This window comes from Inquilinus ginsengisoli, from assembly GCF_050434925.1.
Classification (GTDB): domain Bacteria; phylum Pseudomonadota; class Alphaproteobacteria; order DSM-16000; family Inquilinaceae; genus Inquilinus; species Inquilinus ginsengisoli_B.
In genome coordinates this window covers 5058145-5079725 of sequence record NZ_JBNDJK010000001.1, presented here as the reverse complement: position 1 = coordinate 5079725, position 21581 = coordinate 5058145, and the positions used below count along the sequence as shown (strand labels likewise).

Here is a 21581-nt window from a genome sequence, read left to right as displayed (position 1 = left end):
GTGAGGCTGTCCCGAGTTCCCGAATGACCCAGATCCTGAAGACCATCACGCCGGTGAACGGCGGCATCTATGTCGAGCGGCCGCTGGCGAGCCCGGCCGAGGCCGAGGCGGCGCTGGCCCGCGCCCGGGTGGCCCAAGCCGAGTGGCGGCGCGTGCCGGTGTCGGAGCGGGCGCGCCTGCTGTCCGCCGCGGTCGACGCCTTCGTCGCCGCCGGGCCGGAGATCGCGCGCGAGATCACCTGGCAGATGGGCCGGCCGGTCCGCTACACCCCCGGCGAGGTGCGCGGCTTCGAGGAGCGCGCGCGTTACATGATCTCGGTGGCCGAAGGCGCGCTGGCCGACCTCGATGTCGGGCCGAAGGAGGGCTTCCGTCGGTTCATCCGGCGCGACCCGCTGGGCACGGTCTTCGTCGTCGCGCCGTGGAACTACCCCTATCTGACCGCGGTCAACGCCGTGGTCCCAGCGCTGATGGCCGGCAATGCGGTGATCCTGAAGCATTCGCACCAGACCCCGCTCTGCGCCGAGCGCTTTGCCGAGGCGTTCAGGGACCTGCCGGCGGGCGTGTTCCAGCACATCCATGCCGACCATGACACCACGGCGAAGATGATCGGCAGCGGCGCGGTCGACTTCGTCGCCTTCACCGGCTCGGTCCCCGGCGGCCGCGCGGTCGAGGCGGCGGCTTCCGGCCGCTTCGTCGGCGTCGGGCTGGAGCTCGGCGGCAAGGACCCCGGCTATGTCCGCGCCGATGCCGACCTGAAGCACGCGGTCGACACGCTGGTCGACGGCGCCTTCTTCAACTCCGGCCAGTCCTGCTGCGGCATCGAGCGGATCTATGTCCACACCTCGGTCTATGACGCTTTCGTCGAGAGTGCGGTCGAGCTGACCAGGCAATATGTGCTGGGCGATCCGACCGAGGAGGCGACGACGCTGGGGCCGATGGTCCGGACCTCGGCCGCCGATTTCGTGCGCGGCCAGACCGCCGACGCGGTGCGCCAGGGCGCCCGCGCCCTGATCGACGCCAAGGGCTTCGCCGCCGACCAGGCCGGCACCCCCTATCTGGCGCCGCAGGTGCTGACCGGCGTCGACCATTCGATGCGGGTGATGACCGAGGAGAGCTTCGGCCCGGTCGTCGGCATCATGAAGGTGGCGTCGGACGAGGAGGCGGTGCGGCTGATGAACGACAGCCCCTACGGGCTGACCGCGTCGGTCTTCACCCGCGACGTCGACGCCGCCATCGCCATCGGCGACCAGGTCGCGACCGGCACCTGGTTCCTGAACCGCTGCGACTATCTGGACCCGGCCCTGGCCTGGACCGGCGTCAAGGACTCCGGCCGCGGCTGCACCCTCTCGACCCTCGGCTACGACTACCTGACCCGGCCGAAATCCTTCCACCTGCGGCTGCCTGGGTGAGCGCTAGGTGTTCGGGTTCTTTTTTGATTGTCATTGCCGGGCTTGACCCGGCAATCCAGAAGATGTCGACCGCCTCTTGCTGTCATGCCCGGGTCAAGCCCGGGCATGACAGCAAGAGGCGGTCGAAGACAGGGCGGATGAAGGCGACGATGCTCAAAGGCAACTGGAACTACCCGACCGCGGTGAAGTTCGGCCCCGGCCGGATCAAGGAGCTGCCGGACCTGTGCAAGGCCCATGGCCTGACGCGGCCGCTGCTGGTGACCGATCCCGGCCTGGCCAAGCTGGCGATGATCGCCGATGCCGTGGCCGCCAACGAGGCCGCCGGCATCCCGACCGCCGTGTTCAGCGACGTCAAGCCGAACCCGACCGGCAAGAACGTCGCCGACGGCGTCGCCGTGTATCGGGCCGGCGGCCATGACGGCGTCATCGCCTTCGGCGGCGGCAGCCCGCTGGACGCCGGCAAGGCCATCGCCTTCCATGCCGGCCAGTCGCGCCCGCTGTGGGATTTCGAGGATATCGGCGACTGGTGGACCCGCGCCGACGCCGCGAGGATCGCCCCGGTGATCGCCATCCCGACCACCGCCGGGACGGGGTCGGAGGTCGGGCGCGCCGGCGTCATCACCGACGAGGACGCGCATGTGAAGCGCATCATCTTCCACCCGAAGATGATGCCCGTCGTCGTGATCGCCGACCCGGAGCTGAGCATCGGCCTGCCGCCGCACGTCACCGCCGCCACCGGCATGGACGCGCTGGCCCATTGCCTGGAGGCGTTCTGCGCCCCCGGCTTCCATCCGATGGCCGACGGCATCGCGCTGGAGGGCATCCGGCTGATCCGGGAATGGCTGCCGGTCGCGGTCAGGGACGGCCGCAACCTGGAGGCGCGCAGCAACATGCTGGTCGCCGCCAGCATGGGCGCCACCGCCTTCCAGAAGGGGCTGGGGTCGATCCACTCCCTGGCCCACCCGCTCGGCGCGCTCTATGACGCCCATCACGGCCTGCTGAACGGCGTCCTGATGCCGTACTGCATGGCCCACAACCGCGACGCCATCGAGGGCCGGATGGAGCGGCTGGGCCGCTACATCGACCTGTCGAACCCCAGCTTCGACACCGTCCTGATCTGGGTGCTGGACCTGCGCCGCGAGATCGGCATCCCGCACACGCTGAAGGAGATCGGCATCGGCGACAATCGGGCCGAGGAGATCGGCCGGATGGCCGAGGCCGACCCCTCGACCGGCAGCAACGCCAAGCCGGTCAAGGCCGACGATCTCCGTGCCGTGTTCGTCGACGCGGTGAACGGGCGGCTGTAAGGCTTCCCTCCACCACCTCTGTCATGCCCGGGCTTGACCCGGGCATCCAGGGCCGCAAGAGCGGCTTTGGGCGGCCCCTGGATTGCCGGGTCAAGCCCGGCAATGACAGTTTGGAGTCCGCTCCTTCCCTCTCTTTCCGACCCGATACGGCTGCGCCGGAAGCCCTTTACTCGTGCGGCATTTTGCATTCCGTCGCATCTGACGCATTGAAAATTATTAACCCCATCGCACTGCACAAAAGTCTTACATGTCGTTCAGGCACCGGGGCGGGCAGGCCTTTTTCCGGTGCAGTCCGGCTGCGGGAATCAGGCCATGAAGCGCTCGGTTTTGGGGGTCGTCGCGGTCCTCGGCATCGCCGTTGCCGCGATCGCATGGCAACGCTTCGGCAACGCCGACGCGATCGAGCGCAGCGGCAAGGCCGCCGAGGCTGGCCAATCCGGGTCCTCGAAGAATGCCGGCGGGCGGTCCATCCCCGTGGTCACCGCCGCGGTCGAGCAGAAGCCGGTCGCCACCACCATCTCCGCCATCGGCACGGTCGAGCCGATCTCGACCGTCCTGGTCACCTCCCGCATCGACAGCCAGGTGATGCAGGTCCATGTCGCCGACGGCCAGACCGTCCAGGCCGGCGACCTGCTGTTCACCCTCGACGACAAGCCGCCCAAGGCCGCGGTCGCCCTGGCCCAGGCCAACCTGGCCAAGGACCAGGCCGACCGCGATCAGACCGCGATGGATGTCGAACGCGACAAGCCGCTGGTCAAGACCGGCGCGGTCTCGCAGCAGGCCTATGACCTGGCAATCGCCGCCGCCAAGCGGTCGGAGGCCAGCGTCGCCGCCGACCAGGCCAATCTCGACCAGGCCCAGCTGACCCTGTCCTACACCCAGATCCGGGCCCCGATCACCGGCCGCCTCGGCGTCGTCTCGGTGACCGCCGGCAACCTGGTCAAGGCCAACACGACCAACAGCAACGCCACCAGCGGCGCCGTCACCAGCCTGGTGACCATCACCGAGATGACGCCGATCCGGATCGCCTTCACCGTGCCGGAGCGGAGCCTGGATGCCATCCGCGCGGCGATGACCAGCCCGACCCCGCCGCAGGTCGAGGCCTTCGACAGCGACGGCCAGCGCCGCATCGCCAGCGGGCAGTTGAGCTTCATCGACAGCACCGTCGACACCAAGTCGGGAACGATCCCGCTGAAGGCGACCTTCGACAACGCCGCCTTCGCCCTGTGGCCGGGGCAGTTCGTCCGGGTGGCGCTGCAGCTCGGCACCCAGGACAACGCCATCACCGTGCCGACCGTAGCGCTGCAGGCCGGCCAGGATGGCGCCTTCGTGTTCGTGGCCAGGCCGGACGGCACCGCCGAGATGCGGCCGGTGACTGTGGCGCGCACGGTCGGCGATACCGCCGTGGTCGCCCAGGGCGTGACGCCAGGCGAGAAGGTGGTGACCGAGGGCCAGCTGCGGCTGATGCAGGGCAGCCGCATCACCGAGAAGTCCGGCACGGCCCCGGCGGCGCCGCGCGCGGACGGCGTCGCCTCCGCCGTCAGCCCGACCTGATCCGGGCGCGGGGGATACGGCCATGAACCTCTCCGAGCTCTGCATCCGCCGCCCGGTGATGACGACCCTGCTGACGGTCGCCATGGTCATGGCCGGCCTGTTCGCCTTCGGCCAGCTGCCGATCGCGGCGCTGCCCAACACCGACTTCCCGGTGATCAACGTCTCGGCCAGCCTGCCCGGCGCCAGCCCGGACACGATGGCGAGCTCGGTGGCGACGCCGCTGGAGAAGCAATTCGAGACCATCGCCGGCATCCAGTCGATGTCCGCGACCTCGACCCAGGGGTCGACCACCATCACCCTGGAATTCGACCTGAACCGCGACATCGACGCGGCCGCCGCCGACGTCCAGTCCGCCATTACCGCGGTGCAGCGCAAGCTGCCGCCGGAGATGACCTCGCCGCCCAGCTACCGCAAGGTCAACCCGGCCGACGCGCCGATCATGCTGCTGTCGGTCAGCAGCGACACGCTGCCCTTGTCGACCCTGGACGCCTTCGCCGAGCAGGTGATCTCGCCCAGCCTGTCGACCCTGACCGGCGTGGCCCAGGTGTCGATCTACGGCAGCCAGAAATACGCCGTCCGCATCCAGATCGACCCCGACGCGCTGAACCACCGCGGCATCAGCGTCGACGACGTGCAGAAGGCGGTCGCCGCCGCCAACGTCAACACCCCGGTCGGCACCCTGCAGGGCCCGCAGCAGCAGCTGATCCTGCAGGCCGACACCCAGATGTACGATGCCAAGGCCTTCGCCGACCTGATCGTGGCGTCGCCCAACGGCATGCCGGTGCGGCTGGGCGACATCGCCAAGGTGATCGACTCGGTCGAGAACGACCAGACGGCCAGCTGGTTCGACCAGAACCGGTCGATCGTGCTGGCGGTGCAGCGCCAGCCGGACGCCAACACCGTCGCCATCGTCGACGCGGTGAAGGAGCTGCTGCCGAAGTTCAGCGCCGACATGCCGCCTTCGGTGAAGATCAACGTGCTGAACGACCGGTCGACCTCGATCCGCCAGGCGGTCACCGACGTGCAGTTCACCCTGGGCCTGACCATCGCGCTCGTCGTGATGGTGATCTTCATGTTCCTGCGCCGCCTGTCGGCCACCATCATCCCGACGGTGACGGTGCCGATCTCGCTGGTGGCCACCATCGCCGGCATGTATCTGTGCGGCTTCTCGATCGACAACATCTCGCTGCTGGGCCTCACCCTGTCGGTCGGCCTGGTGGTCGACGACGCGATCGTGATGCTGGAGAACATCGTCCGCTACATCGAGGAGGGCATGAAGCCCTTCGAGGCGGCGCTGAAGGGCAGCCGCGAGATCGGTTTCACCATCCTGTCGATCACCCTGTCGCTGGTCGCGGTGTTCATCCCGGTGCTGCTGATGGGCGGCGTGGTCGGCCGCATCTTCAACGAATTCGCGGTCGTGGTGACCATGTCGATCGCGGCCTCGGCCTTCGTCTCGCTGACGCTGACGCCGATGATGTGCTCGCGCTTCCTGCACGGCCATGACGAGGAGAAGCCGGAGGGCGCCATCGGCCGGACGCTGGAGCGCGGCTTCGACGCCATCCTCGGCTTCTATTCGCGGACGCTGCGCTGGTGCCTGGCGCACCGCCCGGTGATGCTGCTGGTGTTCTTCGGCACCATCGCCGGCACCATGCTGCTGTTCCAGGCGATCCCGAAGGGCTTCTTCCCGACCGAGGATCTGAGCCAGCTGCAGGTCACCACCCAGGCCCGGCAGGACGTGTCCTTCGACGCCATGATCGGGCTGCAGAACCAGGTCCGCGAGGTGTTCCAGAAGTCGCCCTATGTCCAGGACGTGGTGTCGAGCGTCGGCACCAACGGCTATGGCGGCACGCTGAACTCCGGCCGGCTGTTCGTGCAACTGAAGCCGAAGGAGGAGCGCCCGCCGCTCGACACCGTGATCTCCGACCTGCGGCGCCAGCTCGGCCCGATCTCCGGCATCGACAGCTACATGGTGCCGGTGCAGAACCTGCGGGTCGGCGGCCGCACCTCCTCCGCCCAGTACCAGTTCGTGATGCAGGGCCTGAACCAGCAGGAGCTGTACAACTGGGCCGGCAAGATGACGACCGGGATGCGCAGATCGTCGGTGCTGCAGGACGTTGTCAGCGACCTGCAGCTGAACGCCCTGCAGGCGACGCTGAAGGTCGATCGCGACAAGGCGGCCCAGCTGGGCGTCACCAGCGACGCGCTGCGCTCGACCCTCTATGGCGGCTTCGGCACCGAGCAGATCTCGACCATCTTCACCTCGGTCGACAGCTACGAGGTGATCCTCGAGCTCGACCCCGCCTTCCCGTGGTCGGCGGATTCGCTCGACAAGATCTATGTCCGCTCCTCCAACGGCGACCTGGTGCCGCTCGGCGCCTTCGCCACGGTGGAGCGCACGGCCGGGCCGCTGTCGGTCAACCAGCAGGGTCAGCTGCCGGCCGTCACCATCTCCTTCAACGTCGCCGGCGGCAAGTCGCTCAGCGACGCGACCGCGGAGATCGACCGGATCAAGTCGGACATCGCCCTGCCGGTCACCATCACCACCGCCTATGCCGGCAACGCCCAGGTGTTCCAGCAGTCGCTGCAGAACCAGGGCCTGCTGCTGCTCGGCGCGGTGCTGACGATCTACATCGTGCTCGGGATTCTCTACGAGAGCTTCACCCACCCGCTGGTGATCCTCTCCGGCCTGCCCTCGGCCGCGATCGGCGCGCTGGGCACGCTGATGCTGTTCCGCACCGACCTGTCGGTGATCGCGATCATCGGCGTGCTGATGCTGATCGGCATCGTCAAGAAGAACGCGATCATGATGATCGACTTCGCGCTGAACGCGCAGCGCAGCGAGGGGCTCGCGGCCCGCGACGCGATCTACCGCGCCTGCACTTTGCGCTTCCGGCCGATCATGATGACCACCATGGCGGCGCTGATGGGCGCGCTGCCGATCGCGGTCGGCCAGGGGGCCAGCGCTGAGCTGCGCCAGCCGCTGGGCCTGGCCGTGGTCGGCGGGCTGATCGTGTCGCAGATGCTGACGCTCTACATCACCCCGGTGCTGTATCTCTATGTCGAGGACCTGACCCACGGCGCCCTGTCCTTCGGCCGCTGGCTCCGGCGCGGCGGCAAGGGCAGCGTGGTGCCTGGTCACGCCCCGGCGGAGTGACCGTGACGTCCTTCGGGCTTCCTAGAGGGGAATGAATTTGAGGTCCGATCACGCCAGGGTCTGATACCAGTGGTCCGGAATATTGATCCGTCATGGCGAGCCCCGAAGGGGCGTGGCCATCCCAGCGGCCGGCCTCTGGATGGCCACGTCGCTGCGCTCCTCGCCATGACGGGGAAGGGACGGAAGAGTCGATCTCAAAGGCCGAGGGTCTGAGAAGGCCAGCGGACAGGGCATGATGCCGGGCGCAGACAGCCGGCGACGCCTGGCACGGGTCACCCGCGCCGGGGTCTTCTCTCCACCCGATCATACGGCCAGCCGTCGGCGATCGCGCTCCCGGCCCGCGCCGGGCGGCGCCGTCGCAGGCGGGCCAGGGCCGGCACCTCCCTGCCCTCCTCCTGCACGAGGCGGGGAAACCGGCCGGGGCGGTGCCATGGCGGCATCGGGCGGGCCGGCGTCGCCGGCATCGGGCGGACCGGAGGTCGCGCGGGTGGTCCCCAGCGGCCGGGCCGCCCTCGGCCTTGCCGGTCCCGGCCGGCCCGGCACCGCCGGGCCAGTGCGGCGGCAGGCCGAGGTCGCGGCGGAGCCGGGCTACCAGGACTTCGATCGGCAGGACGGTGTCGGCGAGGTCGACGTCGATGCGCTCATCCTCGGTGAGCCGTTCCCAGTGTTCGGTGGTCAGCCGCTCCCTGGCCTCGGGCTTCTCGGCCGCGATGACGCGGGAGACGCGCTCGGCGACGGCGCGGCGCCGATGATCTTTCTCGCCCTGCCGCCGGTTCCTGTGGTCTTCGGCTTCGCGCCGTGCCTTCTCGCGCTGCTCCCGCAGCTTCATCTTGAGGGCGATGGCGCGGCGGATGCCGAGGAAGAGGCTGCTGAAGCGGGTCTCCGCCTCCCCGGCGCGGTCGAGATCGCCGACCTCGAGGGCGGCGACGCCCTGGGCCTGGAAGCCGCGGGCCAGCCCCTCGGCGAGCCCGGCCAACCCGGACAGCATCGCGGTGTCCTGGGCGGCTTCGTCCGTGGCTGGCGAGGCGGCGGAGGGACTCCCGGCTTTGATGGCGTCATCGACCATTCCTGCATTAGAACAAAATAGGAACATGTAGTCAAACGAAACCGTCCCGATTGAATCGTCGGCGCAGCGTCAGGGCCCGGTAGCGCTGGATGGCCACGCCCCTGCGGGGCTCGCCATGACGGTTCCTTTTCATGGCCGCCGTGCCAGAGAGATGAGGGCGCTCGACGCCCGGCCCGGCGGACTATCCGCCACGAGTGTCAGCGATGGTCGGCAAAGGGTGAGAAGCGTCACCGCGTCGGACTTTGCTCGACGCGTCTCCAGGCGCGCGCCCAGGGGGCCGAACGCCCCGCAGGGCGACGCTCGCCGTGCCGCCGCTCCATGTCAGATCTTCGGATGGAGATTGCGAACCGGGCTCACTCCTTCCAGCAGCGAAGCCAGGTGCAGGATCGTGGACTCCGCCAGCCACTTGCCGACGAGCTGCACGTTGATCGGCAGCCCTTCCCTGCTCGTGCCGAACCGCATCGACAGGCCGGGCAGCCCGGTGACGTTGAGCGGCACGGTCGCGCCCTGTAGGTAGGTGGCGTCCACGGTCTGTCCGTTGATGGTGAATTCCGCCTGGCCATGCTTGTGGGCCGGAAGCGGCAGCACGGGGGTGAGCAGCGCGTCATAGCGCGTGAAGTAGTCGGCATAGCCGTCCCGCAGCCGCTCCGCCGCCTGCTCGGCGTTGATGTAGTCCTTCATGGACGTGTCGGGCAGCGCGAGCATGGTCTTGGCCATCTTGTAAAGCTCATCGTCGCCGTGACCGGCGGTCGCTTCCGCGAACGCAGGTTTCATCTCCATCACGTGGAGGCGGTTGAACACGTCAAGGGCGAAGTCGCGCTCGAGCGCCGGGATGCGCACAGGCTCGGTGAAGCAGCCGACGCCCTTGAGCGCCTCGGCCGCCGCCCGCACCGTGGCGGCAACTTCCGGGTCGATCGGCCCGAAGCCGGGCTCGACCAGCCAACCCACCCGGAGCTGGCGATAGGGCGAGCGGCCGACCCCAGCATCGAACTGGGCGGTGCTCGTCGCGAAGGCATCCAGGCCGTCGGGCCCAGCCAGCTCCGAGAAGGCGAGCGCAAGGTCGCGAACCGAGCGCGCCATCGGACCGACATGCCAGAAGCGACGCGGCACGCGCGGCCAGATGCCCGTCATCGGCACGCGACCATGCGTCGCCTTGAGGGAGACGATGCCGGTTTGCGCCGCCGGTCCACGCACGGAGATGGCGAGATCGGTGCCGAGACCGATGGGTGACATGCCCGCCGCAATGGCCGCCGATTCACCGCCGCTGGAACCGCCCGGCGTGCGCTCGACATCCCAGGGGTTGTTCGACCGGCCGCTGAGCAGATTGTCGCTCTCGATCCAGTAGGAGAATTCGGGAAGGTTCGTCTTCGCGAGCAGGATACCGCCCGCTTTCTTCATTCGCGCCACGCTGGTCGCGTCGGTATCCGGAACGCGGCCCTTGAAGATCGGCGAACCGCGCTGGGTCAGCACCCCTGCGGTGTCGATGGAGTCCTTCACCGTGAAGGGGACACCGTGCAGCGGGCCGAGATCCTTACCCGACAGAACCGCTGCCTCCGCTGCCTTCGCGGCCTTGAGCGCGTCGTCCGCGATCGTGACGATCGCATTGATCTTGGGGTCTACGGCTTCGATGCGATCGAGATGTGCCTGCACGACCTCGACCGGCGAGACCTCCTTGGTGCGGATCAGTTCGGCCAGCTTGGTCGCGTCGGAAAAGATGATGTCGTTGCTCATAGCGGCTCCCTACCTGGCAGTTGGTAGGGTGAGCATAGGCCCCTATTTTCCTCGGTCAATCCCTATCTAACACATGGTAGGCTGATGGCCGCCGACGGTCAGAGAATCGAAATGAGCACAAACTCCAAGGAAGCAATCCTGGCAGCCGCCAGACAAGGTGCGCAGGCGCACGGCTACAGCGGCTTGAATTTTCGCGATCTCGCCCACGAGGTGGGGATCAAGGCCGCGAGCATCTACCATCACTTCCCCAGCAAGGCAGACCTCGGCGCAGCGGTCACGAGGCGTTATTGGGAGGACACAAGCGCCGATCTCGACGCCATGCTGGCGGAAGCGTCCGATCCGGTCAGCGCGCTCCGCCAGTACCCGCAAATTTTCCGTAGATCGCTTGAAACCGGCAATCGGCTTTGCCTTTGCAGCTTCATGTCTGCCGAATATGACGACCTCCCGGAACTGGTGAAGAAGGAGGTCCAAGCCTTTGCCGACGTCAATGTGGCCTGGCTGAGCAAGGTTCTTTCCGCTGCCGACGTGGTCAGTCCCGAAAAAAGCGAAGAGCGGGCTCGCGCCATTTTCGCTGCCGTCGCCGGCGCCCAGCTCATGGCGAGGAGCCGCTCGGACATCTCTCTATTTGACGCCTTGATCGAAAGCTACCAGGCAACGGGGCTCCTGCCGGCGTAAATGACGTGATCGATCTCGAGCTACCGACAAAACCGGGACAGGTTGGGGAATTCTGAAAAGGTCCGGCCAATCGGGGAAGGCAACGCAACACTCAACGACCGATCTCAGGGTCGCCGGAAGAAGGCCGGCCCCAGCGGGCGCAGGCGGACGCCGTCGCGCAGACGGGTGAAGGGCTGGGCGGCCGGATCGGCCAGGTTCGGGCCGGGCGCCTCGACCACCAGCACCGCCGCGGCGATCGGCCCGAAATCGGCACGGAAATGCACCGAGCTCTTCAGCGCCAGGATCTTCTGGGCCGAGGGCTCGACCCCGAGATGGCGGAACATCTCCCGGTCGGCCGCCTGCTGCTTGCGGCTGCACACCGCGACGCGGACGCCGCCCGGGTGGCGCAGCAGCGCCATCGGGCCGAGCTGCATGCGGTTGCCGCCGTAGAACGGCCCGGTGCCGGTGAAGCGGCCGTCGCCCAGCGCCTCCACCGTCCACGCGGCCTTGAGCGGCTGCTGGCCGCGATAGGCGCTGCCGGCGCCGATGCCGCGGTCCAGCACCGCGCCCACACCCGCCGCACGCGCGGCCTCGGCCGTGGCGGCATCGGCGAGCAGGCCGAGCACCGCGCCCTCGGCGCCGCCGCGGATCAGCGCCTCCAGCAGCACCACCCCGTCGGATTCGGCGCCGCCGCCGGGATTGTCCTGGGTGTCGGCCAGCACCACCGGCCGCTCCGCCCTGGCCGCAAGGCGCCGGGCCTCGGCCACCGCCGCGTCCGGCTGCAGCAGCACCGGCACGAACTCCGGCTCGGCCGCGGCGATCGCCGACGCCATCGCGTCCACCGCCGCGGCCAGCGCCGCGGGATCGGCGCCGTAGCCGACCAGGCTGGGCCCGCAATCGGCGAAATCCGCCGCCGGGAAGCCCATGGAGAAGCCGAGCGAGACGTCGTGCCGGCGCTCGAGCTCGGCCAGCAGCGCGTAGAGGCGGCGCGCCGGGTCGCCGAGCGTGCACTGCGCCACCAGCGAGACCAGGAACTCCGCCTGCCGGAACGCCTTGGCGGGCCGCCAGCCGGACAGGGTGCGGTCCAGCAGCGCCGCCGCCCGCGCCCCGGTCTCGGCCATGTCGACATGCGGATAGGTGCGGTAGGGCACCAGCAGGTCGGACAGGTCGACCATCCGCTGGGTGACGTTGGCGTGCAGGTCCAGACTGGCGACGATCGGGATATCCGGCCCGGTGACGGCACGGATGCGGGCCAGGATCTCGCCCTCCCCGTCCGGCACGCTCTCGGTGACCATGGCGCCGTGCAGGTCGAGATAGACGGCGTCGACCGGGCCGGCGGCGCGCAGGTCGGCGACCAGCATCGCCGTGATCCGCTCGAAGGCGTCGTCGGTCACCGGCGCCGAGGGCGAGGCCGAGCACCACAGCAGCGGCGCGATCTCGTGCCCCGCCGCGGTCGCGGCCGCGAGGAAGCCGCCGGCCGGCAGGTTGATCCCAGCCAGGGCCGGCGCCAGCGCCGCGCCGCGCGACAGGCCGGGCCAGCCATCGGCGGTCTCGAACTGCTCGTAGCCGGCTTTCACCGAGGCGAAGCTGTTGGTCTCGTGCTGGAACCCGCCGACCGCGATCCGCATCCCGAACTCCCATCCCGTCATCCCATGGTCATGGCACAGCCGGGCCGGAGGGTCGAGCCGGGCTTCGCCGGGATGACGCCCGCCCTGCCCCGGCCTAGGATGGCGGCCCTACGGAGATTCGCATGCGCCCACCCGCTCTCGCCGCCTTGCTCGCCGCCGTCCTGCTGCCCGGCCTCGCCGCGGCGCAGGAGTCCTGCGGCCTGTATGAGACCCTCGGCACCCCGGATGCCGCCCCGCGGCTGCAGGTGGTCGCACCCGGACGGGTGCATTTCGTCAAGGGCGCGGACCAGCCGGGCTGCCCGAACGACACCGCCGCCTGCGCGGCGAAGGGTTACCTGGTGGCGAAGGACCTGGTGGTCGTCACCGGCACCCGGGGCGCCTATGCCTGCGCAACCTTCACCGGCGCCGGGCCGAAATTCGCCAGCACCACCGGCCTGCTGCCGCTGAACGCGCTGACCGATGCGCCGGCCTCGACAGCCGACGACTGGCGCGGCACTTGGCGCAGCGGCGACGAGCAGGAGATCGACATCAAGCCGGCGACGGGCGGCGCGATCGCGATCGAGGGCAACGCCAGCTGGGGCGGCAGCGACCCGGAACGGGTGGCGCGCGGCGCGGTCAATGTCGGCCAGATCCGCGGCACGCTGACGCCGGCGAACGGCAAGGCCGCCTTCTCGGCCGGCGACGATGGCGAGGCCGCCCCCTACGACGCCGATCCGGGCAACGATTCGGTCTGTCGCGTCCGGCTGTGGCGGCTCGGCCCCTATCTGGTGGCGGCCGACAACGTCATGTGCGGCGGCATGAACGTGACCTTCACCGGGGTCTATCGCCGGGGCAAGTAGCGGGGACGGCCGCGGCAGGCCGCCCATCCCCACTCGCAGATGGCCCGCTCACGGATGCTTGTGGATCGGGTCGACCCAGTAGACGGCCTCCGGCTTCTCCACCGGCTCGATGTCGAGATTGACCACCACCGCCTCGTTGTCGCTGCGCACCAGCACGCATTCCAGCGGCTCGTCGGTCGAGGCGTTGATCTCCTGGTGCGGCACATAGGGCGGCACGAAGATGAAGTCGCCCGCCCCGGCCTCGGCGACGTATTCCAGCTTCTCGCCCCAGCGCATCCGGGCCTTGCCGCGGACGACGTAGATCACGCTCTCCAGCGGGCCGTGATGATGCGCCCCGGTCTTGGCGTCCGGGTGGATGGTGACGGTGCCGGCCCAGATCTTCTGTGCCCCGACCCGGGCGGCGTTGATCGCCGCCTTGCGGTCCATGCCGGGCGTCTGGGCGGTGTTGGGGTCGAGATCGGTGCCGCGGATCACGCGCACCCCATTCAGGCGCCAGTCGGGCGTCTCATGGTGATGATGGTCGGTCATGGGTCGGTCCGGAAGTTCCCGCGGCGTTCGGCGCAAGATTGCGCCGCGACCGCGGCCGGTGCAACCGGGGACGACTCCGTGGGGGGCGAACGCTATTTCGGCTTCGCCGGAACGCCCTCGAAGCCGGTGAGGAACTTGCCGACCGCGCTGAGATCCGGGTCGTCCACCGAGATGGGCTTCGGCCTCGAGACGAAACGCTGCGCCAGCGACCCGGGATCGGCCACCTCGTAGAGCGGCAGCCCGTGCGCCACCGCAACGGACCGGGCCTGGTCATGCGCGTCCTGCCTCGACTTGACGGCAAAGGACGCGACCGGCTGGCCATCCAGAAGGATGCGGATGTCGAGCGCCGGGGTGCTTCCGGCCACGTCGAGGCGGAGGCGGGCGCCTTCGGGGCCACTGCCGGGAACCAGCCCCGGCGGCGACGCGATGTCGCCGGACTGGGTGTCGTACACCGTCAGGCCATGACGGCCGGCCAGGTCCAGGATCTGCGGCACGACCTCCGCTGCATGACTCCAGGCCACCGAAAGGAGGGCGGTACATCCATGAGCCGCGTGCGGTCCCGAGGCCCAAACCGTCTCATCAAGAGAGATTGGGGCCGCCTTCGCGTCTCCGGCACCTGCTGCCCTTGGCCACTCGATCTCTCCCAACGAAGAGAGCGTCGCTATCGGGGGTGAATCGAGAGCTGCGAGGTGATCGGAGTCACCGGTCGTATCCGGGAACCGCTCGTGAAGCTCGATCCAGAACGCATCGAAGGAAGGGTGCCGCCGCACGACAATCCAGTCCGTGAACACGTGCTGCAGGAAGCTCTCTGCCTGTTCGCGGCTCACCGCGACGTCGCTGAACCAGATCGCCAGATCATAGCCGCTCACGGCGCCTCGCTTTGTCGAAAGGCACTATCGCATGACAGCGGTACAGGGAATAGCGCCGCCCCTCCCTGCATTTGCCCCGGCCGCCTTCACCGGTCCGTCACGGTCCGCTGCTATAGGATCCGCGTCCGATTCTTTCCGTTGCCATGAGACGCCGATCGTGACTTCCGACAGCCGCCGCCAATTCCTGAAGACCGGCCTCGCCGCAGCGGCCGCGATGGCCATGCCGGCCAGCATCCGCCAGGCCATGGCGATTCCCGCCCACAACACCACCGGCACCCTGCGCGATGTCGAGCACATCGTCGTGCTGATGCAGGAGAACCGGTCGTTCGACCACTATTTCGGCACGCTGAACGGCGTCCGCGGCTTCGGCGACCCGCGCCCTGCGCCGCTGCCGAGCGGCCGGCCGGTCTGGTACCAGAGCGTCGGCCGCAACGGCGCCGGCCGCACCGGCTACGACAATGTCGGCTGGGACCATTGGCATGAGCGCGAGCGCTGGTACGAGGGCGACCCCAAGGCCCAGGCGCGGCTGGACTACGTGCTGCCGTTCCGGCTCGACACCGGCAGCACCAGCGCCCAGCACATGGACGGCACCGACCACAGCTGGAAGCTGGACCAGTCGCTGTGGAAGAACTGGGATACGTGGGTGCCGCTGAAGAGCCGGATGTCGATGGGCTATTACGACACCGCGTCCGACCTGCCCTTCTACCGCCACCTGGCGGATGCGTTCACCATCTGCGACGCCAACCACTGCTCGATCTTCGCCAACACCGAGCCGAACCGGCAGTACTTCACCGGCGGCGCCAGCGTCTACACCCTGACCGGCCGCGACCCGAAGAACCCGAAGCGCCGGCTGAAGGGCCAGGAGCTGGACAACAACTGGACCGGCGACATGGATCTCGACGAGCCGTGGGAGGGGCTCGCCTGGGAGGCCTATGCCGAGACGCTGGAGAAGCACGGCATCGACTGGCGAGTCTACCAGGCCTATTCCAATTACGGCTGCAACTCGCTGGCCTATCACCGCGACTTCCGCAAGCTCGACAAGAGTTCCGACCTGTACAAGCGCGGCCGCACCTATGTCGGCCCGAAGCTGGCCTCGAACGAGGATCCGTACGACGCCGTGCTGGCACGGGCGATCGCCGACGACGTCAAGGCCGACCGGCTGCCGCAGGTGTCCTGGGTGATCTGCCCGGACGCCTTCTGCGAGCACCCGAACGCCTCCCCCGCCGCCGGCCAAGCCTTCGTCGACAAGATCCTCGAGGCGCTGACCAGCAACCCGAAGGTCTGGGCCAAGACCGCCCTGATCGTGAACTACGACGAGAATGACGGCTTCTTCGATCATGTGCCGGCGCCGGTGCCGCCGGTGAACACCCGGTTCTACGGCTATCAGGGCCGCAGCACGCTCCCGGTCGGGGACGAGAACTACAACGGGGTGCCGATCGGCCTCGGGCCCCGGGTGCCGATGCTGGTGGTCTCGCCCTGGAGCAAGGGCGGCTGGGTCTGCTCCGAGCTGTTCGACCACACCTCGGTGCTGCAGTTCATCGAGCGCCGCTTCGGCGTGCCCTGCCGCTTCATCTCGCCGTGGCGCCGCGCGGTCTGCGGCGACCTGACCACGGCCTTTGATTTCCGCACCCCCGACGCCGCCCTGCCGCCGCTGCCGGACACGCGCCGCTACAAGGCCGAGGCCGATGCCGCCGCCGGCCGGCCCGGGCCGGTGCCGCCGGCGACCCAGTCCAGGCCGGTGCAGCAGCAGGGCCAGCGCCGCGCCCGGCCCCTGCCCTACCGGCTTGGCGCCCATGTGCGGATCGACCCGACCGGGCGAAGGGTCTGGATCGATTTCGCCAATGCCGGCACCGTCGGCGCCTGCTTCACCGTCTATGCCGATGGCGGCGCGACCTTCGACGAGGCGGGCAAGCCCTATGAGCCGGACGACACCGTGTTCCCGGACCGGCCGATGCAGCCGACCGCCGACCGGCGGGGCCCGTGGCAATACACGGTCGGGGCCGGCGACACGCTGTCGGACAGCTGGACGCCGGACCATGGCCGCAGCTACGACCTGTCGGTCTACGGGCCGAACGGCATGCTGAACCGGTTCAAGGGCCGCCTGACCCCGATGCTGTCGGGCGAGGCGCGGCCCGAGGTGCGGCTGATGCAGGACGGCGTCACCGGCGACGTCACGCTGCTGCTGAGCAACACCGGCTTCCGGCCCTGCACCCTGACCGTCGCCAATGGCTACAGCGCCGAGCCGCCGCGGCACCTCTATCTGCGGCCGGGCGCCCTGGTCCCCGACCGCTGGTCGCTGCGGGGCAGCTCCGGATGGTTCGATCTCAGCGTCACGGCGGGGACCGGGGACGGCTTCCTGCGCCGCTTCGCCGGCCATGTCGAGACCGGCCGCCCGAGCCTGACCGACCCGAAGCTCGGCGGACCTGCGGTCGAGATCGTCTGAAAAGATGCGGCCGCGGCGCTGCCCAGCGCCGCGGCCCTATCGCGAACGCGCGGAAACTGAGCGCCGGCGGACCGGCTACCGGTCCTTCGGCAGCTTCTCGGCGATGCCGTACAGCTTCTGGCGACGGTCCATCTCGTCCCAGACCTCGCAGGGGCCGATATCGAGCTCGGTCAGCAGCACGGTCAGGTTGAACATCAGGTCGGCGGCTTCCTCGATCACGGCCTGGCGCTCGCCCCGGACGGCGTCAATCGCCACCTCGGCTGCCTCTTCGACCAGCTTCTGCGCCATCTTCGGCACGCCGCTGTCGATCAGCTTCGCGGTGCGCGAGCTGAACTGCATGCGCGACCGCCGTTCCCGCAGCTCCCCCGCCAGAGCCTCAAGCCGATCCCGTCCGAGCGCCTGACCCATCTCTGCCCCCTGTCCACCTGCCCCCGGGAACCGCCTCCCAACGGCCCTCGCGGAACTCTGCGCCGCAATCACGGCGCCCGAATGTTCCATCCGCCACACAGCCGCCTCGGGCTGTCCATGACGCGACCGGATCGAGCCCGTCTACGCCATGGGTTCCGTTGCTTGCACGGCTGTGCAAGCTCGACATGAAAGTACCGCCCTGTCAACCATCCATAGCCCCCGACCGGGCCAACCGAACCAGCCCTGGTGCTTGCCTTCTGCACGGCTGTGCATATCATCGGCTGTTTCGCCGCCTGGAGATGGCGGCAATCACCAGCAGGTCTGTTCCGTCGTGACCCGTCGCCGCAGCTTCGCCAGCGCCCAGCAGGTGGCCGACCGGGCCGGCGTGTCCCGCTCCGCCGTCTCGCGCACCTTCACCCCTGGCGCCAGCGTTTCGGCCGAGACCCGGCAGCGGGTGCTGCAGGCGGCGGAGGCGCTGGGCTACCACGTCAACCACCTGGCCCGCGGCCTGACCCGGCGGTCGAGCAATATCGTCTGCATCGTCGCCTCCGACCTGGAGACGCCGCTGCGGTCGCGGATGGTCGGGGCCCTGACCGACCGGCTGCAGCACAGCGGCCGCGTCGCCATGCTGATCGGCACCAGCGGCCGCGGCGATGCCGATGCCCGCTCGGCGCTGCGGCAGATCCTGAACTACCGGGCCGACGCCACCATCGTGCTGTCCGGCACCCCGTCGGAGGAGATCACCCGGCTGTGCATCGCCGCCGGGCAGCGGGTGGTGCTGATCAACCGCGACGACCGGATCGAGGGGCCTGACAACATCGCCATCGACAGCGCCCTGCCCGGCCGGCTGGCGGTGGCCGCTTTCCGCCGCGCCGGCTGCCGGCGGCCATGCCTGGTGACCTCGGCCCAGGGCACGCCCGCCCTCCTGGCGCGCGAGGCCAGCTTCCTGGCCGCCGCCCGCGCGGAGGGGATCGAGCCGGCGGTCTGGCGCGGCGGCCGCACCGTCTACGCCACCGGCCGGGCCGCGGCGCACGACCTGCTCCTGCGGCCGGACCGGCCGGATGCCGCCTTCTGCATCAACGACCTGGTCGCCTTCGGTTTCATCGACGCCGCCCGCCACGACCTGCGCCTGCGGGTGCCCGAGGATCTCTGCGTCATCGGCTTCGACAACACCGAGCAGGCCGGCTGGTCGGCCTATGACCTGACCACCTTCGACCAGTCGGTCGACGCCACCGGCGACGCGGTGATGGCGGCGCTGGAGTCCGCGGAGGGCGCGGCGCCGCTGCGGCTGACGATCCCGGCGCCGCTGGTCTGGCGCCGCACCGTCCGCGGCCCGGCGCCGGCCGCCTGACGCCGGCTCAGAGCACGAAATCGGCCGCCACGAGATTGATGGTCCCGGTCAGGACGATGTTGAAGTCGGCGGTGCCGTTGCCGTTGACGTCGCCGGACACGATGGTCCGGCCGGCGTTCTGCCAGATGTGGAGTTGCCCGGCCACAAGGGTGAAGGCGGCGGTGCCGATGAAGGTGAAGGCCTGGTCGCCGGCGACCGTGAACCGGGCGTCGATACCGACCAGGTCGATCCGGTCTCCCTGGGTGTGGCTGAAATCGGTGATGGTGTCGGCATTGGCCCCGATCACGCTGTCGCCGAGGGCCGCGAAGGTGAAGCGGTCGCTCCCGGCGCCGCCGGTGAGCGTGTCCTTGCCGGCCCGGCCGACGAGAGTGTCATTGCCGTTCCAGCCCTGCAGCACATTCGCGCCGGTGTTGCCATAAAGGCTGTCGCTGCCCTGGCTGCCGGAAATGTTCTCGATGCCGATCAGGGTGTCGCCCTGCGCCTCGCCGCCACCGCCGAGGCCGCTGACGAGGCTGACCACGACGCCGGTCGTGCCGGTGTAGTAGCTGGCGGTGTCGAGGCCGGCACCGCCGTCGATCCGATCGGCCCCGGCGCCGCCGCGGAGCACGTCGTTGCCGTTCCAACCCTGCAGGAGGTTGGCGCCGGCGTTGCCATAGAGGCTGTCGCTGCCCTGGCTGCCGGAGAGGTTCTCGACATTATACAGGAGGTCGCCCTGGGCCTCGCCACCGCTGCCCTTCCCGGTGGCGAGATCGACCACGACCCCGACGCTGCCGCTGTAGTAGCTGGCGGTATCGACGCCCGCATCGCCGCCGAGATCGTCGGCCCCGGCGCCACCGCGCAGCACGTCGTTGTCCGCTCCGCCATAGAGCTGGTCGTTGCCGGCACCGCCCTCGAGCGAATCGCCGCCGTCATCCCCGGTGATGAAATCATGTGCGTCACCGCCGAAAATCGTGTCGTTGCCGGCGTCGCCGGAGAGGACGTCTTCGCCGGCCCCGCCATTGAGGCCGTCATCGCCCTCGGCGCCGGCGACGTCGTCATCTCCGTCGCCGCCGGAGATCGTGTCGTTGCCGATACCGCCCTGGATCCTGTCGTGCCCGGCATCCCCGGAGATCGTATCGTTGCCGGCACCGCCCTGGAGCAGGTCGAGCCCGGCGCCGCCGTACAGCCGGTCGATGCCGTCTCCGCCGAGGACGAAATCGGGGGCGTCGCCGGCATAGACGATGTCGTTGCCCATGCCGCCGTCGATCCTGTCGATGCCGAGGCCGCCCCAGGCCGCGTCGTTGCCGTCCCCGGCGTCGATGCGATCGTCCCCGGTGCCGCCGCTGAGGCGGTTGTCGAGGCCGTTGCCGGTGAGGGTGTCGTCGCCACCGCCGCCCAGCGCGTCCAGCCCGGCCACCCCGAGATTGATCGAATTGCCGTCTTCGCGGCCGGCGACGCGCTCGCCGGCCAGCGCCGTGTACGGGCCGCTGACCTGGACCAGCAACGCCGGATTGGTGGTGACAAAGAGATCCGCAACGCCCGGATATCCTAACGAATTCACCACTCCGACGAACACCGATCCGGTCGATGTCGCCGAAAAGGTCAGGACGCCGAGCTCGCCGCTCGGGGAGACGGCGAGCTCGTTTCCATCCGCGTCGGCGACGCCGACAACGGCATTGCGGTTATCGGCACTGACGGTGCTTCCGATCAGATAATAGGTGACGCCGGCCGTCACCTGCAGCCTGGTCCAGGCGATACCGGGGAATTCCTCGATCGGGACCGACAGCGACCCCGCATTGCGCGTGAGGTCCCAGTCCAGTGCGGTGAGGTTGGTGGGCGTGATTGCCATGGTTCCGTTCCCCTCTGGTAAAGCGACCGTGTCCGTTCCGCGCCGCGTCGTCGGAACAGCTCCCTACAGCACGAAGTCGGCGGCCACGAGATTGATGGTCCCGGTCAAGGTGATGTTGAAGTCGGCCGTGCGGTTGCCGTTGACGTTGCCGGAGACGATGGTCCGGCCGGAATCGTGCCGGTGGTGAAGCTGCCCGGTCACGCCGGTGAAGGCGGCGGTGCCGATGAAGCTGAAGGCCTGGTCGCCGGCGACCGTGAACCTGGCGTCGATCGCCGCCAGGTCGATGCGGTCGCCCCGGGCATGGCTGAAATCGGTGATCCGGTCGGCATTGGCACCGACCACACTGTCGCCGATGGCGGTGAACTGGAACCGGTCGGCCCCGGCGCCGCCGGTGAGCGTGTCCTTGCCGGCCCGGCCGACGAGCAGGTCGTTGCCGTTCCAGCCCTGCAGGACATTGGCGCCGGTGTTGCCGTAGAGGCTGTCGCTGCCCTGGCTGCCGGAGAGATTCTCGATGCCGGACAGCGTATCGCCCTGGGCGTCGCCGTAAAGGCTGCGGCCGGTGGCGAGATCGACTCTCACACCAGAACCGCTGCCATAGCTGATGACGTCGATGCCGGCGCCGCCGAGCAGCGTGTCCCCCCAGGCGCCCCCGATCAGGCTGTCATTGCCGTCGCCGCCGTCGATCAGGCCGCCGTCGCCGGCGACATGGATCAGATCGTTCCCGGCGGTTCCGTTAACGACGGCCATGGTCGGTCTCCCTGTCCCGGGTGCTGCGGCACGCGATCCGGCCCGTCAGTCTGTCCTGGACCGCT

Annotated in this window: 16 protein-coding genes; 9 read left to right on the top strand and 7 right to left on the bottom strand. The window is 69.3% G+C overall.

Annotated elements, in window-relative coordinates; all coding sequences use genetic code 11:
* Window positions 1-23: 23 nt before the first annotated feature.
* From QFZ27_RS24260 to QFZ27_RS24240, 5 genes are all read left to right on the top strand, one after another.
* Window positions 24-1409, top strand: coding sequence for an aldehyde dehydrogenase family protein (locus QFZ27_RS24260; protein WP_429229031.1), 1386 nt, complete (start codon window positions 24-26; stop codon window positions 1407-1409).
* Between the two features lie 137 nt (window positions 1410-1546).
* Window positions 1547-2716: an iron-containing alcohol dehydrogenase gene (locus QFZ27_RS24255; RefSeq protein WP_429229030.1), complete on the top strand. Its 1170-nt coding sequence runs from the start codon at window positions 1547-1549 to the stop codon at window positions 2714-2716.
* A gap of 312 nt (window positions 2717-3028) precedes the next feature.
* Window positions 3029-4270 carry an efflux RND transporter periplasmic adaptor subunit gene (locus QFZ27_RS24250; RefSeq protein WP_429229029.1) on the top strand — a complete coding sequence of 414 codons (1242 nt, stop codon included), beginning with the start codon at window positions 3029-3031 and terminating at the stop codon, window positions 4268-4270.
* A gap of 22 nt (window positions 4271-4292) precedes the next feature.
* A complete protein-coding gene (locus QFZ27_RS24245) occupies window positions 4293-7424 on the top strand; it encodes an efflux RND transporter permease subunit (protein ID WP_429229028.1) in 3132 nt (1043 codons plus the stop codon).
* 430 nt (window positions 7425-7854) lie between these two features.
* Entirely contained in the window at window positions 7855-8511 is a 657-nt protein-coding gene (locus tag QFZ27_RS24240; protein ID WP_429229027.1) for a hypothetical protein, read from the top strand.
* A 300-nt stretch (window positions 8512-8811) separates the two neighbouring features.
* Here the strand turns inward: QFZ27_RS24240 and QFZ27_RS24235 are convergent, their stop codons facing one another.
* Complete coding sequence (locus tag QFZ27_RS24235; protein WP_429229026.1) at window positions 8812-10221, bottom strand: amidase; 1410 nt, start codon at window positions 10219-10221, stop codon at window positions 8812-8814.
* Between the two features lie 84 nt (window positions 10222-10305).
* Between QFZ27_RS24235 and QFZ27_RS24230 the strand changes: the two genes are divergently transcribed.
* Window positions 10306-10896 (top strand): TetR/AcrR family transcriptional regulator, encoded by a 591-nt coding sequence (locus QFZ27_RS24230; RefSeq protein ID WP_429229025.1) that lies wholly within the window; start codon window positions 10306-10308, stop codon window positions 10894-10896.
* Window positions 10897-11000: 104 nt separating this feature from the next.
* On the opposite strand, the gene QFZ27_RS24225 is transcribed toward QFZ27_RS24230, so the two are convergent.
* A complete protein-coding gene (locus QFZ27_RS24225; protein WP_429229024.1) occupies window positions 11001-12503 on the bottom strand; it encodes a M81 family metallopeptidase in 1503 nt (500 codons plus the stop codon).
* 122 nt (window positions 12504-12625) lie between these two features.
* Between QFZ27_RS24225 and QFZ27_RS24220 the strand changes: the two genes are divergently transcribed.
* Window positions 12626-13342 (top strand): hypothetical protein, encoded by a 717-nt coding sequence (locus QFZ27_RS24220; RefSeq protein ID WP_429229023.1) that lies wholly within the window; start codon window positions 12626-12628, stop codon window positions 13340-13342.
* Between the two features lie 48 nt (window positions 13343-13390).
* Here the strand turns inward: QFZ27_RS24220 and QFZ27_RS24215 are convergent, their stop codons facing one another.
* Together QFZ27_RS24215 and QFZ27_RS24210 are read right to left on the bottom strand one after the other, a co-directional pair.
* Window positions 13391-13870, bottom strand: a complete 480-nt coding sequence (locus QFZ27_RS24215; protein ID WP_138891742.1) for a cupin domain-containing protein — start codon at window positions 13868-13870, stop codon at window positions 13391-13393.
* Between the two features lie 92 nt (window positions 13871-13962).
* A complete protein-coding gene (locus QFZ27_RS24210) occupies window positions 13963-14739 on the bottom strand; it encodes a hypothetical protein (RefSeq protein WP_429229022.1) in 777 nt (258 codons plus the stop codon).
* A 157-nt stretch (window positions 14740-14896) separates the two neighbouring features.
* Here QFZ27_RS24210 and QFZ27_RS24205 point away from each other — a divergent pair, with 157 nt between their 5' ends.
* Window positions 14897-17182, top strand: a complete 2286-nt coding sequence (locus QFZ27_RS24205; protein ID WP_429229021.1) for a phosphocholine-specific phospholipase C — start codon at window positions 14897-14899, stop codon at window positions 17180-17182.
* A gap of 75 nt (window positions 17183-17257) precedes the next feature.
* Here QFZ27_RS24205 and hisE read toward each other — a convergent pair whose 3' ends face one another.
* Window positions 17258-17590: a phosphoribosyl-ATP diphosphatase gene (gene hisE / locus QFZ27_RS24200; RefSeq protein WP_342238056.1), complete on the bottom strand. Its 333-nt coding sequence runs from the start codon at window positions 17588-17590 to the stop codon at window positions 17258-17260.
* 331 nt (window positions 17591-17921) lie between these two features.
* Between hisE and QFZ27_RS24195 the strand changes: the two genes are divergently transcribed.
* Complete coding sequence (locus QFZ27_RS24195) at window positions 17922-18941, top strand: LacI family DNA-binding transcriptional regulator (protein WP_429229020.1); 1020 nt, start codon at window positions 17922-17924, stop codon at window positions 18939-18941.
* Window positions 18942-18948: 7 nt separating this feature from the next.
* On the opposite strand, the gene QFZ27_RS24190 is transcribed toward QFZ27_RS24195, so the two are convergent.
* Complete coding sequence (locus tag QFZ27_RS24190; RefSeq protein WP_429229019.1) at window positions 18949-20769, bottom strand: calcium-binding protein; 1821 nt, start codon at window positions 20767-20769, stop codon at window positions 18949-18951.
* Between the two features lie 63 nt (window positions 20770-20832).
* Complete coding sequence (locus tag QFZ27_RS24185; protein WP_429229018.1) at window positions 20833-21516, bottom strand: calcium-binding protein; 684 nt, start codon at window positions 21514-21516, stop codon at window positions 20833-20835.
* Window positions 21517-21581 lie beyond the last annotated feature (65 nt).